Raw genomic sequence first — 17,179 nt, 5'->3', positions numbered from 1 at the left:
TGTCGGGGCCAATTGCAAGTATTGGTATCAGGAGGATTGCCACCTTACGAGTATTTTTGGCCAACAACGCAACCACGACAATACGATTCCATAGCCTTTGGGTTATGTGAGGCAAACTACAAAATAGAAGTCACCGACCAGTATGGCTGTTTGAGGGATACATTGCTGCCAGTGAAGGTTTTTGATATGCCAACGGTTAATATCATCCGCGACCCGGAAGATCAGATTTACATCCAAAACCCGGTTGTTAACTTTTCCTTTGAAAACACTTCAATCGATAGCATTCAGATCATCGACTGGAACTGGAACTTTGGCGACACCACCTTTTCAACACTGGAAAGCCCTGAAAAAGTCTTTAACCAGGTAAGGGAGTATGAGATTAAACTTAAATACACAACAAGCAACGAATGTATTGATTCTGTATCGCTTAAGGTTGATATTTCCCAGGCAGAAGTGGATATTCCAAACGTGTTTACTCCAAATGGAGACGGGAGTAATGAGCTTTTCGAGATAAAAGAACTTGAGTACTATATGAGCAATGAGATTGCCATTTTTAACCGTTATGGTAAAAAAGTATACTCCAAAAATAATTACCAGGGCGACTGGGATGGAGGTAACCTCAAGGATGGTGTTTACTTTTATGTATTAAAGGCAAACGGGTATTTTGGTACGGATATCTTCAAAGGGTCAATTTCGATCATGCGATGACCCTTCAAAATCTTAATAGTCCTCTCTTTTAGAAGATTAAATCCTATCTGATTATGCTGAAAAAATTATTCACATTTTTTTTGAATTCTTAGTTGTTCCAATCAAAAAAGTAAGTCTAATTTTAGCAACTTTTTGGTCATTGAATTTTGGGCTTAGGTCAGGCAGATTATTTCGATTTTTTTGTTCAGGAAAATGGAAATTCTGAAGATGGAAAATTATTTAAAATTTATCTAAATCACATCATTTTTTGGTCAGAAACAAGACATTGAGTTTTTGTCGTGAAAGAATGTTTAATTTTTCAGAATAAAAAATTTGTAAAAAGCAATAGATGAATATTTTTTTTATCAACGAATTTCAAGTGATCTTTGTTGAAAATTTTAAGGAGAATTTAGTCCTCAAAATTCAAGTTAATCAACAGCATTTTTCAAATTAACCAATTGAATAACAGGTAAATAAGTGGAAAGTATATGGAGCAACTTGCAAAAAAAATTTGGGACAATTGTTTAAAAATCATCAGGGATAATATTAACTATCAGAGTTTCAGAACATGGTTTGAGCCGATCAGGCCTTTAAAATTAAAGGATAATGTCCTTACAATCCAGGTTCCCAGCCAGTTTTTTTACGAATGGCTTGAAGAGCATTACATCGACTTGTTGAAAAGAACAATAAAGAAAGAACTCGGTTCCCAGGGAAGGCTTGAATACAGCATTCTGATCGAAAACTCAACGAACCACAGCGATCCTTATTCAATTGTAATGCCTACCTCTAACCGGTCGGCAACAAAAAATCCTGATGTCTCTATTCCCTTAAACTTAAAAAGCAGCTCCAAAGTCATTCCTGATCCATTCGTCATACCCGGGATTCAAAAAGTTAAAATCAACTCCCAACTGGTTGAGCGTTATTCATTCGATAATTTCATTGAGGGCGACTGTAACCGCCTTGCCCGATCGGCGGGGCTTGCCATTGCAAAAAACCCGGGGAAAACTGCTTTTAATCCATTATTCATTTACAGCAGGGTAGGACTGGGGAAGTCCCACCTCGCGCACGCCATAGGCCTTGAGGTAAAAAATAATTTTCCTGATAAAACAGTGCTTTATGTTTCAGCCGACCAATTCTATTCGCAATACATCGAATCGGTAAGGAACAACAACCAGAACGATTTTACAAATTTCTACCAGTTGATTGACGTACTGATTATTGACGATATTCAGTTTTTTACTGGAAAAGAAAAGACACAGGATGTCTTCTTTCATATTTTCAATCAGTTGCATCAGCGTTCGAAGCAGCTTGTAATTACCTCCGACAAACCTCCTGTTGAAATCGATGGTATCGAAGCCAGGCTGCTTTCCCGTTTCAAATGGGGTTTGACTGCTGATTTACAGCAACCTGACTTTGAAACAAGAATGGCCATTCTGCAAAAGAGACTTTATAACGATGGGATCACAATGCCCGATAATGTGATTGAGTATCTGGCTTACAGCATCACGACCAACATCCGCGAGTTGGAAGGCGCTATGATTTCGCTCCTGGCGCAGGCCTCTCTCAATAAAAAGGAGATCAACATAGACCTTACCCGCCAGATTGTGGACAGTTTTATCAGGAATTCAAATAAGGAAATTTCCATTGATTACATCCAGAAAATTGTTTCGCAGTATTTCGGCCTTACCATCGAAGAAATGAATTCAAAAACCAGAAAGCGGAACATTGTACAAGCCAGGCAGCTTGCCATGTATTTCGCTAAGGAGCATACCAAGGCATCCCTGACTACAATTGGTTTACATTGCGGTAATAAGGACCATGCCACAGTTCTCCATTCATGCCGCACTGTAAAGAACCTGGTTGAAACAGATAAAGATTTCAAAATTTACGTTGACGATCTTGACAGGATGATCAAATTGTAGATCATTATAAAAGATGGAAAATCAGCCGAAAACCAAAGTTCTTATGGTGTGCCTGGGCAATATTTGCCGTTCACCGCTGGCAGAAGGCATTCTCAGACAAAAGATTACTGAGCGAAACTTAGAAGTTGAAGTGCATTCTTCAGGAACCTCCAATTACCACATCAGCGAATCAGCCGATTCACGAATGATTTCCACGGCTCGCCGGCATGGAATTGATATATCAAATCACAAGGCAAGACAATTTGTGGTTAATGATTTTGACTACTATGATAAGATTTACGTGATGGATGGGCAAAACTTCAGGAATGTTAGCAGGTTGGCCAGAAACGATGAAGACCGGTCTAAGGTGCAACTGATTATGAACGTTGTGGAGCCGGCATCACATTTTGAAGTTCCTGATCCATATTATAGTGGAAATGATGGTTTTGAGCTTGTGTTCAAAATGTTAGATGAAGCCTGCGAAAAGATCGCTGATAATATTGAAACCAAAAAACGCTAAATCACATTGGACACATTTGTTTTCCCATCCAAATCCGATATCCTTGCTGCGGCGCATCGCATCAGCCCTTATGTCCACCGAACACCGGTTTTGACCTCTCAAAATCTTGATGAGATTTTTGGTTGCCATCTATATTTTAAATGTGAGAATTTGCAAAAGGCAGGGGCTTTCAAATCTCGCGGGGCAAATAACGCTGTATTTTCATTGGATGAAGATTCCGCCGGTAGGGGCGTCGCTACCCATTCTTCGGGGAACCATGCGGCAGCCTTAGCCAGGGCAGCAAAATTAAGAGGCATTGATGCACATATAGTTATGCCCTCCAATTCATCGAAAGTAAAAGTGGCTGCCGTTAAACATTATGGCGGTAAAATCACTTTTTGCGAACCCAACCTGGCTTCCAGGGAATCAACGCTGGAAGAGGTACTTAAATTGACGGGTGCAGTATTAATTCATCCATACAACGATTTCAGAATCATTGCCGGACAAGCAACTGCTACTTTAGAGTTGCTGGAAGATTTTCCAGATCTTGACATCATCCTGTCACCTGTTGGCGGAGGTGGCTTATTGAGTGGAACCGCTCTTTCAGCATTCTATTTTGCTAAAAAGGCACTAGTAATTGCCACCGAACCTGAGCAGGCTGATGATGCATTTCAATCTTTCTACCAAAAGAAATTTGTTCCTTCTGTAAATCCAAACACAATTGCAGATGGCCTTCGCACGTCACTTGGAACTCTCACCTTTCCGATAATCAGCCAGTATGTCGAAAGCATTGTAACTGTTAGTGAAGTTGCAATAATAGAGGCCATGAAACTGGTGTGGGAGCGGATGAAAATAATCATCGAGCCATCATCAGCAGTGCCTGTTGCAGCGCTGATTGAGAAAAAAATTGATGTTCAAGGGAAGCATGCAGGAATTATTCTTTCCGGAGGAAATGTTGATCTGGATGAGTTACCGTGGATGTAATACGCTTATTTTCAGCAAATGGAAGCAATCATCTGGTACTTTTTTTCAATTCGAATTCTAAAATATATAGCATGGTAGCCTGCTGATGAAAACCGCACTCTATCTCATACCTGTAACACTTGGCGATACACCACCTGCGGATGTATTACCCCAGAGTGTATTTCGCACCATCGAATTCATTGATGAGTTTGTGGTGGAAAATGTCAGATCAGCTAGGCGTTTTTTACGAAAGGCCGGATTTAGCAAAGATTTTAATGAAGTAACATTTTTCGAAATTGGAAAGCATTCCAATGCGGATGAATTGATTGCAATGCTAAATCTGAAAAACAGATTGAAACCATTGGGTTTATTGTCGGAAGCCGGAGTACCATGCATTGCTGATCCAGGCTCATTAGTAGTGGAAGTTTGCCATGCGTTAAACATCCCTGTTATTCCTTTGGTTGGGCCTTCTTCGTTAATGCTGGCGTTAATGGCTTCCGGATTTAACGGGCAAAACTTTGCTTTTCACGGTTACCTGCCTATTGATAGGGATGATTTGAAAAAAAAACTCAGGCAATTGGAGTCGGCAGTCTTAAATAACCATCAGACACAGATTTTCATCGAAACTCCTTTCAGGAACAACAAATTGCTGGAATCTTTGCTGGCCGGAGTTTCCTCTCAACTGAAACTTTGCATTGCCACCGAACTCACAACAACAAACGAATCAGTGATTACCCGAACTATTTCCCATTGGAAGCAGCAAAAGCCGGATTTAAATAAAAAGCCGACAGTGTTTTTGATTTATATATGAAAGTTTTTGGTTTGGTTTTAAAACTTTATGAACTAATCCAACTTCCTGTTTTTTGCCATGCACTCTTTATCGGTTGAATGAATTCAGTCAGTTACCGGATGCTCAGCAATCTCAGTACTTTACTGGCGATTGACAATCTTTTTACCACAGTACGGACAAACGACCCAAAGTTTCTCGAGTTGGCTGAAACAGCTTTGGCATAGAACAACTTTTTCAACTACCGATTTAATTGGAATGGAAGTTCTTACAGTAAAGACTGTTGGGATTTCTCTCAGAAAACTCGACTCCATCCCTTTTTCGGTAATCAGGAAAAGTTTTTCCTTAGCCCTTGTGATGGCAACATAAAATAGTCGCCTCTCTTCTTCCATCAATAAATCATGGTTGGCTTTTTTGATCACCTGAAAAATCCTGTCTTCCATCCAGATATCTGGAAACCCACCATATCCTTCGGTTAGACCTATAATAAAAACAACCTTCGCTTCAAGTCCTTTAGATGCATGAATTGTTTTTGATTGCACCTTAATATTTTCGTTTTTAAAAACAATTCTGTATGGCCAGAACATTTTACTTCTCCTGTAAAGAAACAAAATATCTTCACCATTGACACCAACAGCCAGTAGCTCATTGACCCGATCAAGGCAGAATTGGATATTTTCATCCTCGTTGTTGCCTGCAAAAACAACTATCTTATGTTCAGATCTCTTAGAAGCGTGGATGTCCTTTTCTACCTTGTACTTGTTATGGCGGATCACTTCATTGCTTGCTTCGACTATATTGTGTGTGCTCCGATAATTCAGATTGAGGGTGATGATTTTTGCATCATCAAAATGTTTCTCAAACTCAATAATATAATTGATGTTTGATCCCCTGAACCCATAAACGCTTTGCCAGTCGTCGCCAACACAAAACAACTGTGTTTCACCAGTGAGAAGTAATTTCAGCAGTTCCACCTGCAGGTTGTTAACATCCTGGAACTCATCAACCAAAATGTATTTATATCGGTTTCTGTATTTACCTGAAATATCGGGGTAATTGTTGAAAAGAGAAATGCTGCGGGAAATCAGGTCATTAAAATCGAGGTAGGATTTGTCAGTACAATAATGAAGATAATTATTAACGATGGGAATCGCTAATTCATAGAAATGTCTTACCCTTTCGTGCTGGTCTTTCCTGGCATTTTCCAAAACCAAATCAGGATGAGTATTCTCCACCTTTATTAAATCGGTAATACGAATGATTTGAGTAATAAAATCACTTACATCCTTTTGGTAACCCTGAAACTCTTCCTGGTACGAAAGGGTTATATTCCGATGGTAATCAGCAGGAAGGCGGTTTTTTACTATCCTGTCCATTGCGTGATTAAATAATGCGGAATCTGTTGTCATGCTTTCATGAGTTTTTACCAGCAACAATTTTCCCTTTTTAAATTGTTCTTCCTTGTCGGTTGTTGAGTAGCTTTTACTGCTTACATGTTCAATGTACAGATTCGCAGCAGGAATATAAAAATCAGGATGAAAAGAAAAGTCTTTAATATTTAGCAATGGTTCATACTCGTATTTAATGCTGTGCCGGTAGAGCCAGTCGGCAATAGATTGCTCCGACTTCGACCTGACCTTCGTGCCATCAAGGGTTGTATAGTATTTGCCGTCTTTGTGGCTGAATGTGCCCGGCGGCTTTTGTTTATGAATCTGATCAATGATGTAATCGAGAATGTACCGTTTTAACCTGAGCAGGTAGTCGGTGTCAATGCATTGCCCAATCAATAGCTTATGCACTACCTCAAAGACTGTTTCTGATGCAACATACTTATATAGCGCATCATCCTCGTCGCGTTTTTCATCACTGATAATCCTGAATTTATTGTCAAATTCATTGACTCCAAAGTTTCGCAAAATGGTATAACAAAAACTATGAAACGTCCTTATAGTCAGGTTGTGAATCCATTTGTGCTTTTTCTGATGTTCAAAGCGTTGTGCGTCTTTACCCGGCCTGCTAATGTTCTTATCAGCCAGAATGTTTTCGTATTCATCGGTATTGTCTGCCGAAATGATCAGTCGGTCAATCATTTCGTTGGTGGCATTTTTTGTAAATGTGATAGCGAGTATATTTGTTGGGCTAACACCTTTTTCTTCAATCAAATAAATTAGCTTTTGTAGCAAAGTTTTTGTTTTGCCTGAACCGGCGCCTGCCAAAACCAGAAGCCGCTTGTGTTCGCTAACGACAGCCTCTTGCTGCTTGTCGTTGAGGTTACTTAAATCTGTTTTGGCGGTAGTCACTAGCGATTAGGATAATTGTGAACTAATGTCAATAGAAAAAATTATTGCTGTTTGGGACATATTGCCTCGGTTTCATTGGATAGATGGCCTTCTAATCGTAACCACAAATCTTTCATTTTCAATTTCATTTTTCAAATCGAAATTCGGATATGCTTCTAATGCCCGTAAAATACCACTACCGGCGCCACGATATTGCATGAGATACGGGGCAAATGAAGCAATTATACTGTTTCTCGTTCGACGTATTCCTCTTTTTATTTGTTCTTCTGTTAAGTTATTAGGTAGGCGCCCGGGGCTGATGATCTCAATCCTGTTTTCGAAAACATAAAGCTTAATGGAATCATTAATTAGGTAATCCCTATGAATCAGGGCATTCACCAGAAGTTCTGTAATGACGATCTCAGGTATTTCAGGTTTCCCAATGCTGTTGAAAGGCTGCCCTGCCTGAATCTTGTTCAACTTTGAAAAAAGGAAGTCGAATCCTCTGTGGTACAACTCATCTAATGTACCATACAGATTATCACTGCTGCGATAATTGTTATCGGTGATTTCGTTTCCCCAGAACCAAATTGCTGTGATAAAAAATTGTGGAGTAAGTTTTCGAAGATTACCACCAAACAATAGCGCACCTGCCAGATTAAGTCTCGATTCCGAGCCTAAACGTAAATTGGTAAGATATTTTTTCAAATGTTCCTTTTCACATGGTTCTTTGTAATGCTCTTCGTAGAATTTTTTGAATTTGTCCCAATTAACGTCTTCCAATGAACTTATGGATACTAATCTTTCCTCAGCATAAAGGTAGCCACTGCTTTGAAGTAATCTTGAAATCTCTTCATTGCTTGTCACTTTTCTTTTATTCGCGCCATTTTTCATGAAAATCACTCCATCAATACTCTTGTAGGGTTTGGAAATACCCTCCGGAATGGTTACAATCATGATTTTCTTGCCTTCAATATCCACAGTATCAGTACCAATGAAGAGAGGTTCTTTAACATGCTGATCAGCTGCTGTCACTAAAAGATTTGTTAATCGCCGCAAATCATCTTCATTAAGCCCAATAATTTTCCAGGTTTTATCATCAACGCCAATAAGGATTTTTCCACCTTTTGTATTTGCAAATGCAATCATTTCATGAGCTATGCTTAGCTCACTGTGTACATTTGCTTTAAATTGCACTGTACTGGTTTCTCCTAAGCTAATCAGGTTCATTATTTGAGATGCGTCCATAAATCACTTAAATTATTCTGTTCTCCTACCTCTGTTTGATTGCAAATCCAATGATTTCCATCATGCAAATTTCATTTCCAGCAACAAAAGTAAACAACTTTTCGAAAGATTGAAGCTGGTGAAGAAATCAAAATATGGAAAATTTCTAACTTGTAATCCATTGAAAGGCCAATGATTCAGAGTGTATGGCTAACTCTTAAGTGAATGTTAGACTGCAAAATGTTTGACAGAAGTGTATTACACCCTAAATCTTATCTATAAATAGTCTCTTATTAATTCTTCTGGCGATGTAGGGACCTTCGTAAACAAACCCGGTGTAAACCTGAACGAGGTCGGCGCCAGCGTTGAGTTTTTCGAGGGCGTCTTCAGGTGTGAAAATGCCTCCAACACCTATGATTGGGAAGGCTTTGCCCGATTTTTCAGCTAAATAGCGAATTACTTCTGTAGAACGTTCTCTGATTGGCTTTCCACTCAGGCCGCCATTGGCAATTTGCCGAACTTTTTCGGCGTGAGTAGTGAGGTTCTCGCGGGTGATCGTGGTGTTGGTGGCTACAACTCCATCAATACCTGAATCCCTGACAATCTGAATCACTTCGTCCAGTTGTTTTTCGTTAAGGTCAGGCGAAACTTTAAGCAAGATGGGTTTAGGATTTGGCATCCTGCGGTTGATAATTTGCAGACGGTCAAGAATATTCATCAGACTTTTCTGATCCTGCAATTCATGAAGATCGGTGATGTTGGGACAACTCACATTTACCACAAAATAGTCCACATAATCGAAGAGTTTTTCGAAGCAGATCAAATAGTCCTCCGCAGCTTTTTCGTTGGGCGTGGCTGTATTTTTACCTATGTTGCCACCAATAATGATGTCTGTTTTTCGATTGCTCAGGTTCCTGATGGCTTCGTCCACTCCGATATTGTTGAATCCCATACGGTTGATCAGTGCTTTATCTTTCGGAAGCCGGAAAAGTCGTGGTTTGGGATTTCCTGACTGGGGTTTAGGTGTTATAGTCCCGATTTCGACAAAACCAAATCCAAAGTTGGCCAATTCGTTGAACATCTCAGCCTGCTTGTCAAATCCGGCAGCAATTCCCACAGGGTTTTTAAACTTCAACCCAAATACCTCGCGCACTAAAGAAGGGTCATCAACAAGTGCTGTTTTTTTAACAAACCAACTTTTTCCCGGTATTTTAAAAAAAAGTCTTAAACCCTTGACTACCAAGTGATGGATGGTTTCGGGCGAAAAAAGGAAAAGTAATGGTCTGACCAGGATTTTGTACATCAGGCGATGTCTGCTTTGGATGGGCTGTCGGTTTCCTCAGTTTCCGATTCAGAAGTTGTTTCTGTGCTGTGCTCAGCTTTGACCTCCTCAGCCGGTTCCCCGGCAAAATCGAGCATCTCTTTCTCGGCAAGTTGGTTGTACCAGCTTACCAGTTTTTTAATATCCGAAGTATAAACCCTGTCCGCATCATAGTTGGGAAGCACTTCTTTCATGAAGTTTTTCAGTTGTTCTCCACTTGAGGTTGGGCTGATTGCGGGCTTTCCATCGTATTTTTCATAGATGTTTTTCAGGACATCAATCAACGGTACGTCCTCATCCGTGGTGAAAATGCTGATTTCGGCCAGTGAACTCATCTTTTCATGGGCAAAAGCAGGAAATCGTTTTCCATCTGCTAAGGATTCGACGATCAAACCGCTTTTAGTTTGTCCAACATTCATGTGCAATCCTGGTTTACCGGCTATTGATAAAATTTTGGTTAAATCCATCATGATTAATTAATTTTTGGCAAAAATAGTAAAACTGTAGTTTGCGAAGCATGGGAAAAGCAGTAAGCATAATTTCGCAAAATTAAATCTTATAACTCGTTAAAAAACAATAGATAATAAATTTTCATGACTAAAAAATCAGTTGTTGATTCATCTTACTATTGTTCGAATCAATCGCTTAAAAACAGTAAAACCCGACGCAGAGTGTCATTCCCGTCGGGTTTTGGGCTGAATTATTTTCTCAGATTATTTCTTCGGTACGTGTTTCAGGGTTTCAACCAGGAAATCCCAGAATTTCTCAACAGAACCGATATGAACTTTTTCGTCTGGTGAGTGTGGATGACGGATCGTGGGTCCAAATGAAATCATATCCCATTGCGGATAGACGCCACCAAGCAGTCCACATTCGAGGCCGGCATGAATGGCTTTGATTTCGGGCACTTTACCGAATTTGTTATTATAGATTTCGAGCATTTCTTTGAGAATCGGAGAATCAGGATTGGGTTTCCACCCCGGGTAGTCACCGGTAAGTTCCACTTTTGCACCAGCCAATTCAAAAACACTCTTAACAGTTTCGCCAAGGTCATGTTTTGCGGAATCCACTGAACTTCGGAGCAGGTTTTTCACTATGGCAACACCGTTTTTCACAGTAACGATTGCCATATTGGTTGAGGTTTCCACCAACCCTTCCATATCGTTGCTCATTCTTATGACTCCGTTCGGACAGGCATAAACAGCATGGATGAGGTCCTGTTGAGCCATCTCGTTCATCACCTTCTTTGGCAGGTCAACAATTTCGAAGGTCACTTTCAAATCAGGGTCGGCTGTTTTGTATTCATTTTTTACTGTTTTCTCAAAATCAGCAAGCAAAGTTTTCAGTGCTTCAACTTTATCTTTGTCAACGGCCAAAATTGCCCATGCTTCCCGGGGTATTGCATTTCTGAGGCTTCCTGCTTCAACTTCTGCTATTCTTACGCAAAGTTCAACTGATGCTTTTTTGAGAAAGCGGAACAATAGTTTGTTAGCATTAGCGCGGTAAAGTGGGATGTCGATGCCAGAGTGTCCACCTTTCATACCGGAAAGCATTACACGGAAACCAACACTATTTTCGTTGGCAGCCATCTCTTCGTACTCATAGGTCACGTTTGCATTCACGCCACCAGCGCAGCCGATGTACAGTTCACCTTCGTCTTCGGAGTCCATGTTGAGAAGGATGTCACCTTTTAAAAGCCCTGGTTTTAAATTAAAAGCCCCCGTCATTCCGGTTTCTTCATCTACGGTAAAAAGCGCTTCAACAGGACCATGTACGAGGTCCCCTGCTTCGAGTACTGCCATTGCTGCAGCTACTCCCATACCGTTATCGGCGCCGAGTGTGGTTCCGTTTGCCGTTACCCACTCACCATCAACATAAGCTTCGATAGGATCGGTTTCAAAATTAAACTGCTTGTCGCTGTTAGCCTGAGGAACCATATCGAGGTGCCCCTGAAGGATGATCCCCTTACGATCTTCCATACCTGGAGTAGCCGGTTTGCGGATAATGACGTTACCCACCTCGTCAACGATGGTTTCCAACCTGAGTTTTTCACCAAACTCCTTCATAAATTGAATAATTCTGCCCTCTTTTTTTGATGGCCGGGGGATTCTAGTGAGCAGTTCAAAATTTTTCCAAATGGCTTCCGGTTTCAAACCGCTAAGATTTGTGTTCATGTGTTTTTGTTTAAATATTAAAAATCAGTATATTAATTATTTGAGCTGCAAAAGTACGAATATTTGCCCGACCATTCTTTTCCAGTGACAGGGGCAATTTTGATTTATGAATTATTAACAGCGGTAAACCTTTTGAAATAATGGAGTCTTCAGACCAAAACATTTATCTAATTTTGCCCGGAATAACGTTTTACCTAATTAGATATTCTAAACTGATTTTCTGCATGAAACAATTTACCTACTGCACAGCATTCATATTTTTGATGGCGTTTTCACTGCCATTTGCTGACATTTTTGCTCAACAACTAAGTACAAACAAGGAAAAACCTGTAACGCTGAAACACTGGATGACTCCTGAAGAAGCTAAACTGAGCCACCTGATTGGAAAAGGCGCCCTTGCAACCGACCCACCCCCCGGACCTGTGACCAATTTTGGAGAGTTTGAAAAAATGCAGTCGGTGCTCATCCGCTATCAGTTTGGAATTTCCTATGCGTTGATTGCGGCTATGTCCCAGAAATGCGGGGTTACAACCATTGTTGCCAGTCAAAACGAGCAAAATACAGTCACCAATCAATACCAGAATCAAGGGGTGAATCTTGCCAATTGCACTTTTATTATTGCTCCTACTAACAGTTATTGGACAAGGGATTACGGCCCATGGTTCGTTTTTGACGGAAATGATGAAATTGGAATTGTTGACTTTGAATACAACCGCCCACGGCCTGCAGACAATGCAATTCCATTGAAAGTTTCTCAGCACCTGGGGATCAACTATTTCAAGACTGACCTTTTGCATACCGGAGGCAATTATATGACCGATGGGATGGGAGTTTCTGCCTCAACAGATATTGTTTATACCGAAAATACCAACCTGACACATGCACAGATTAACCAGATTATGCAGGATTACTATGGAATCCATACCTATCATGTGCTACCTGACCCAAATAATACGTATATCGATCACATTGACTGCTGGGGAAAGTTTCTGGCGCCGGATAAAATTCTGATCAGATCTGTTCCCACAACTCATCCGCAATACGATGAGATAGAAGCAACTGCCGCTTATTTTGCCGCACAAACCTCTTCCTATGGCACACCATTGGAGGTTTTCAGGGTTTACACACCCAACAATCAGCCTTACACCAATTCTTTGATTCTGAACGACAGGGTTTTTGTCCCTATCATGAATTCGTCGTGGGATGACGAAGCCATTGCCACCTACCAGGAGGCCATGCCCGGGTATGAAATTCTTGGTTTTACCGGAAGTTGGGAATCTACGGATGCCCTGCATTGCCGCGCCAAAGGTATCGCTGACCTGGATAAGGTTTATGTTCGTCACCTCCCATTATTGGCAGAGCAACCTGTTCAGGCCAGTTATCCGGTTGAAGCTATGATTAAAACCTTTAGCGGGCAACCCTTGAAAGCTGATTCTGTATTGATTTTTTACCGTGTCAACGGAGCTGCGTGGCAATCCGCCAACATGACCAATTCTGCAGGTCAGACCTGGGTTGGTAATATTCCGTCAGCACCACCGGGCAGCCAGATTGATTATTACCTTTTTGCCGCCGACCAGGCTGATCAGCGAATAAAACATCCTTTTATTGGAGAACCGGACCCTCATACATTCTTTATCGGTTCGCAGGCATTTGCGCAGATATCAGTCAATCCCACAGAACTTTCGGGATCTGCTATGGCCGGCTCAACTACTTCTGAAATACTAACAATCTGCAATTACGGAAATTTGGAATTGTATTTTACTATCGAACCAAATACGGCGGTTTACGGAAATTTTTCGGTTAATTTACCTGATAGCCCAACTGCAAGTGCTTACGATTACAATACTTACACCGAATTAGGCTGGACGGATATCGCAGTTAATATGTCGGGTGAAATTGCCGGAATTGAAATCAATTACACCTGGACTACCGACAACTGGCCGGAAGAAGGCAGTTTTTATCTGGAATCTCCATCGGGAACACAAACCTTGATTGCTTCCGGGAATCCCAATGGAACATACTCAATTGACATGACTGCCTTTAATGGTCAGGAGGTAAGTGGAACCTGGAAAGTCTGGATCGAAGATACTTATGGTGATGGCGGACACAGGGCAACCAACATTTCAATTGACTTTACTGTGGTTGAAAGTGAGACCGAATGGCTTTCTGCCGGTCCTTTATCAGGTGTTGTACAACCTGCCCAATGCATCGATGTCACGGTTGTGATGAACGCCACAGAACTCACTGCAGGTTTGTATAACGGGCAACTAATCGTTTCTTCCAACGACCCGGACGATCCTGAAATCGAAATCCCTGTGGAATTTGAAGTAATTGCCATGCAGGATGTGGTGGTAACACCAGATACGCTTTGGTTCCTGTCATGGGAGGATATGATTAACGGAAAAATGGTGAACATCAATAATCCGTCCCCGGAAAGTATTACCATTACAGAAATTACAGACTGGGGAACTAATTTTTTATGGATGATTGAAGGCACATTGCCATCCTTGCCATATCAACTTCCTGCAGGACAGAATCTCGATTTCAAGGTTGTTGTTGTTCCTCCTCCGCAGCAACGATTGAATATGCTGTACGATAATCTGAATATCACCACTGAATATGGATTGCATACCGTGGTTGTGGCTTGGGATTCCGATTTAATTGGGTACAATACAACACTCACTCCGGATACACTTTATTTCATCGATGAATTGGCTTTCCTTGAACCGCAAACCGTGACCTTCCTAAACTCATCTCAGGTACCTTTAAGCTTAAATGAAATTCAGAGTGAAGGAAGTAATGAGTTCTACTGGTACGTGAATAATATTTCAGTTACTTTACCTTATTTACTGATGCCGCAGGAAACAGTTACATTCGATGTGTGGATTCCTTTGCCAGTAAATCAGAATCGAACAGGTATTCAGTACGACTCAATCGCAGTAGGTTCTGATGCCGGTGTTGATTTTGTGGTTCTGGTTTGTGATACTGATCTGATTACCGGCATTAATCCGCAGCAAAGTGCTATAACAAAAGTTTATCCCAGCCCATTCATAAAAGATATGACAATTGAATTCTTCAACGACATCAATCAGGAAACCAGCATTGATGTGATGGACCTGCAGGGAAGAAAAGTTGTTACAATTCGCGAAGGATGGTTATCTGCCGGAAAGCATCAAATCAAGTGGAACGGGACGGATACTTTTGGTCAGGAAGTTCAAAATGGTATTTGGTTTATCCTGATTGTGACCCCGAAAAGAAGCGAAATGATCAAGATATTAAAATTAAACTAACAAATAATTCAAGTTTAAAACCCCGGCCTGGCTTAAACCTTGCCGGGTTTTTTTTGTGTTTAAAAAGAATAGCTATCTTCGCCTTGCAAGCCATAAAAAATGGACATTCAACAGATTTTGATAAAATACTGGGGTTATAGTACCTTCAGGCCAATGCAGGAGGAGATCATCCGATCGGTAATGTCGGGGAAGGATACGCTTGCCTTGATGCCAACAGGGGGAGGAAAATCGCTTTGTTACCAGGTTCCAGCCATGGCGATGGAGGGTATTTGCATTGTAGTTTCACCATTGATTGCACTGATGAAAGACCAGGTTGACCGACTGAAACAACAAGGGATTAAAGCATTTGCCATTTACTCGGGGATGCATTATAATGAGATTGAACTGGCATTGAATAATGTTACGCTGGGCGATGCCAAATTCCTTTACATCTCCCCCGAGCGGCTTGCCACCCCCAACTTTAGGGAATCATTGCGCTATATGAAGGTAAACCTGCTTGCGGTGGACGAGGCGCATTGCATTTCTCAATGGGGTTATGATTTCAGGCCTCCTTATCTTCAAATTGCGGAAATCCGGCCGATACTTCAGTCCACACCAGTTTTGGCAGTAACAGCTTCTGCAACACCTGCAGTTGTTGATGATATTCAAAATCGGCTCCAGTTTATTGAAAAACATATCATCAGGCAGAGTTTTGAGCGAAAGAACCTGGCTTATATTGTCGTGCATGAGGAGAATAAAAACGGCAAGCTGGTCGAAATGCTGAAGAAAGTCCTGGGTAGTGCAATTGTTTATGCCGGAACCCGAAGACGCACCTATGATATTGCCAGGCATCTGAATAAGTTTGGCATTCGCGCTGACTACTACCATGCAGGAATGGAAAATGAAGAGCGCGAAAGAAAACAAAAAGCATGGATGGCCGGAAACCCGCGTGTTATTGTTGCAACCAATGCCTTTGGAATGGGTATTGATAAACCCGATGTACGACTTGTGGTACATGTGGATATGCCCGACAGTATTGAGGCCTATTTCCAGGAGGCCGGGCGTGCAGGAAGGGATGGCAAAAAATCATGGGCTGTTATGATGTATCAGGATGCTGACCTGTTGGATGCAGAACACCAGTTCGAGCTGTCCTTTCCGGATATAGACAACATCAGGAACGTTTATCACGCATTGGGAAATTATTACAGGTTGGCAGTTGGCAGCGGTAAAAATATGAGCTACGACTTCGATATTTCCGATTTGTGCCGCCAATATAATTTCAACCCGGTAACAGCATACAGTGCACTGAAATTCCTTGAAAAGGAAGGGTATCTAATTCTAAATGAAGGTGTGCACAATCCACCAAAATTGCATGTGAAACTGCACGGAGAGAAACTTTATAAATTTCGTGTCGAGAACCCCGATCTTGATGTATTCCTCAAAATTATCCTGAGGTCATACACCGGTTTGTTTACACAATTTGTGAAATTTAACCTGAATGAACTGGCAAAACGGTCTGGTCTTCCTTTGGACATCGTTACCTCAAAACTGGATAAGCTCAACAAAATGGGGGTGCTTGTATTTATCCCGTCAAAAACCAAACCTCAGATCATTTTCACCGAAGAGCGCCTGGACGCAAAAGAGCTTTACATTTCAAAAGAAAATTATACGCTTCGCAAACGGGTCGCATACGACAGGCTGAAATCGCTTCACAGCTACCTTACAACCCATAATCGATGCCGAAGTGTTACTTTGTTAACTTACTTCGGTGAAAACAACGTAAAAAGATGCGGCCAATGCGATGTGTGTATCGAGCGTAACAAAGTTGATTTAAATGAATTGGAATTCAATGCAGTAATTGAGAAAATAAAACCGTTGCTAAAAGCTCAACCGATGGAATTGGATAAAGTAATTTTATCAGTCGAAAAAACGAGCCACGAAAAGGTAATCCGGGTCATAGAGTGGCTACTTGACAATGGAAAAGTTAATTACACAAAAGATAAAAAGCTGTTCTGGATTTCCTGAGACCAGATAATGTTTTTACTTTTGCACTCTGATTCATCAATCCAGAA

At 41.1% G+C, this 17,179-nt stretch carries 12 protein-coding genes; 7 read left to right on the top strand and 5 right to left on the bottom strand.

The features are described 5' to 3' along the window. The 5 genes from IH598_09770 to IH598_09750 form a co-directional block, all read left to right on the top strand. On the top strand, nt 1-708 hold a 708-nt coding region (locus IH598_09770), incomplete at its 5' end, for a gliding motility-associated C-terminal domain-containing protein (GenBank protein ID MBE0638796.1). Nucleotides 709-1,175: 467 nt separating this feature from the next. After that, the gene (gene dnaA, locus IH598_09765) at nt 1,176-2,609 is read left to right on the top strand and encodes a chromosomal replication initiator protein DnaA (protein ID MBE0638795.1); all 1,434 of its coding nucleotides are present in this window, start codon (nt 1,176-1,178) and stop codon (nt 2,607-2,609) included. Between the two features lie 43 nt (nt 2,610-2,652). Beyond that, nucleotides 2,653-3,108, top strand: coding sequence for a low molecular weight phosphotyrosine protein phosphatase (locus IH598_09760; GenBank protein ID MBE0638794.1), 456 nt, complete (start codon nt 2,653-2,655; stop codon nt 3,106-3,108). 6 nt (nt 3,109-3,114) lie between these two features. Next, complete coding sequence (locus IH598_09755) at nt 3,115-4,071, top strand: pyridoxal-phosphate dependent enzyme (protein MBE0638793.1); 957 nt, start codon at nt 3,115-3,117, stop codon at nt 4,069-4,071. 85 nt (nt 4,072-4,156) lie between these two features. Then, the gene (locus IH598_09750) at nt 4,157-4,861 is read left to right on the top strand and encodes an SAM-dependent methyltransferase (protein ID MBE0638792.1); all 705 of its coding nucleotides are present in this window, start codon (nt 4,157-4,159) and stop codon (nt 4,859-4,861) included. 119 nt (nt 4,862-4,980) lie between these two features. Here the strand turns inward: IH598_09750 and IH598_09745 are convergent, their stop codons facing one another. The 5 genes from IH598_09745 to IH598_09725 form a co-directional block, all read right to left on the bottom strand. Then, nucleotides 4,981-7,137 carry an ATP-dependent helicase gene (locus IH598_09745; GenBank protein MBE0638791.1) on the bottom strand — a complete coding sequence of 719 codons (2,157 nt, stop codon included), beginning with the start codon at nt 7,135-7,137 and terminating at the stop codon, nt 4,981-4,983. A 72-nt stretch (nt 7,138-7,209) separates the two neighbouring features. Next, on the bottom strand, nt 7,210-8,364 hold the full coding sequence (locus IH598_09740) for a putative DNA binding domain-containing protein (protein ID MBE0638790.1): 1,155 nt from the start codon (nt 8,362-8,364) through the stop codon (nt 7,210-7,212). 244 nt (nt 8,365-8,608) lie between these two features. After that, nucleotides 8,609-9,646 (bottom strand): quinone-dependent dihydroorotate dehydrogenase, encoded by a 1,038-nt coding sequence (locus tag IH598_09735; protein ID MBE0638789.1) that lies wholly within the window; start codon nt 9,644-9,646, stop codon nt 8,609-8,611. Then, complete coding sequence (locus IH598_09730; protein ID MBE0638788.1) at nt 9,646-10,131, bottom strand: DUF5606 domain-containing protein; 486 nt, start codon at nt 10,129-10,131, stop codon at nt 9,646-9,648. Before IH598_09730 ends, IH598_09735 begins: the two co-directional genes overlap by 1 nt. Nucleotides 10,132-10,377: 246 nt before the next feature. Next, the gene (locus IH598_09725; protein MBE0638787.1) at nt 10,378-11,838 is read right to left on the bottom strand and encodes an aminoacyl-histidine dipeptidase; all 1,461 of its coding nucleotides are present in this window, start codon (nt 11,836-11,838) and stop codon (nt 10,378-10,380) included. A 224-nt stretch (nt 11,839-12,062) separates the two neighbouring features. Between IH598_09725 and IH598_09720 the strand changes: the two genes are divergently transcribed. Further along, nucleotides 12,063-15,128, top strand: coding sequence for an agmatine deiminase family protein (locus IH598_09720; GenBank protein MBE0638786.1), 3,066 nt, complete (start codon nt 12,063-12,065; stop codon nt 15,126-15,128). Between the two features lie 99 nt (nt 15,129-15,227). Continuing rightward, the gene (locus IH598_09715; GenBank protein MBE0638785.1) at nt 15,228-17,132 is read left to right on the top strand and encodes a RecQ family ATP-dependent DNA helicase; all 1,905 of its coding nucleotides are present in this window, start codon (nt 15,228-15,230) and stop codon (nt 17,130-17,132) included. The last annotated feature ends 47 nt before the right edge of the window (nt 17,133-17,179 follow it).

This window comes from Bacteroidales bacterium (assembly GCA_014860585.1).
Lineage (GTDB): Bacteria > Bacteroidota > Bacteroidia > Bacteroidales > 4484-276 > RZYY01.
This window is presented reverse-complemented; position numbering and strand designations above follow the sequence as displayed.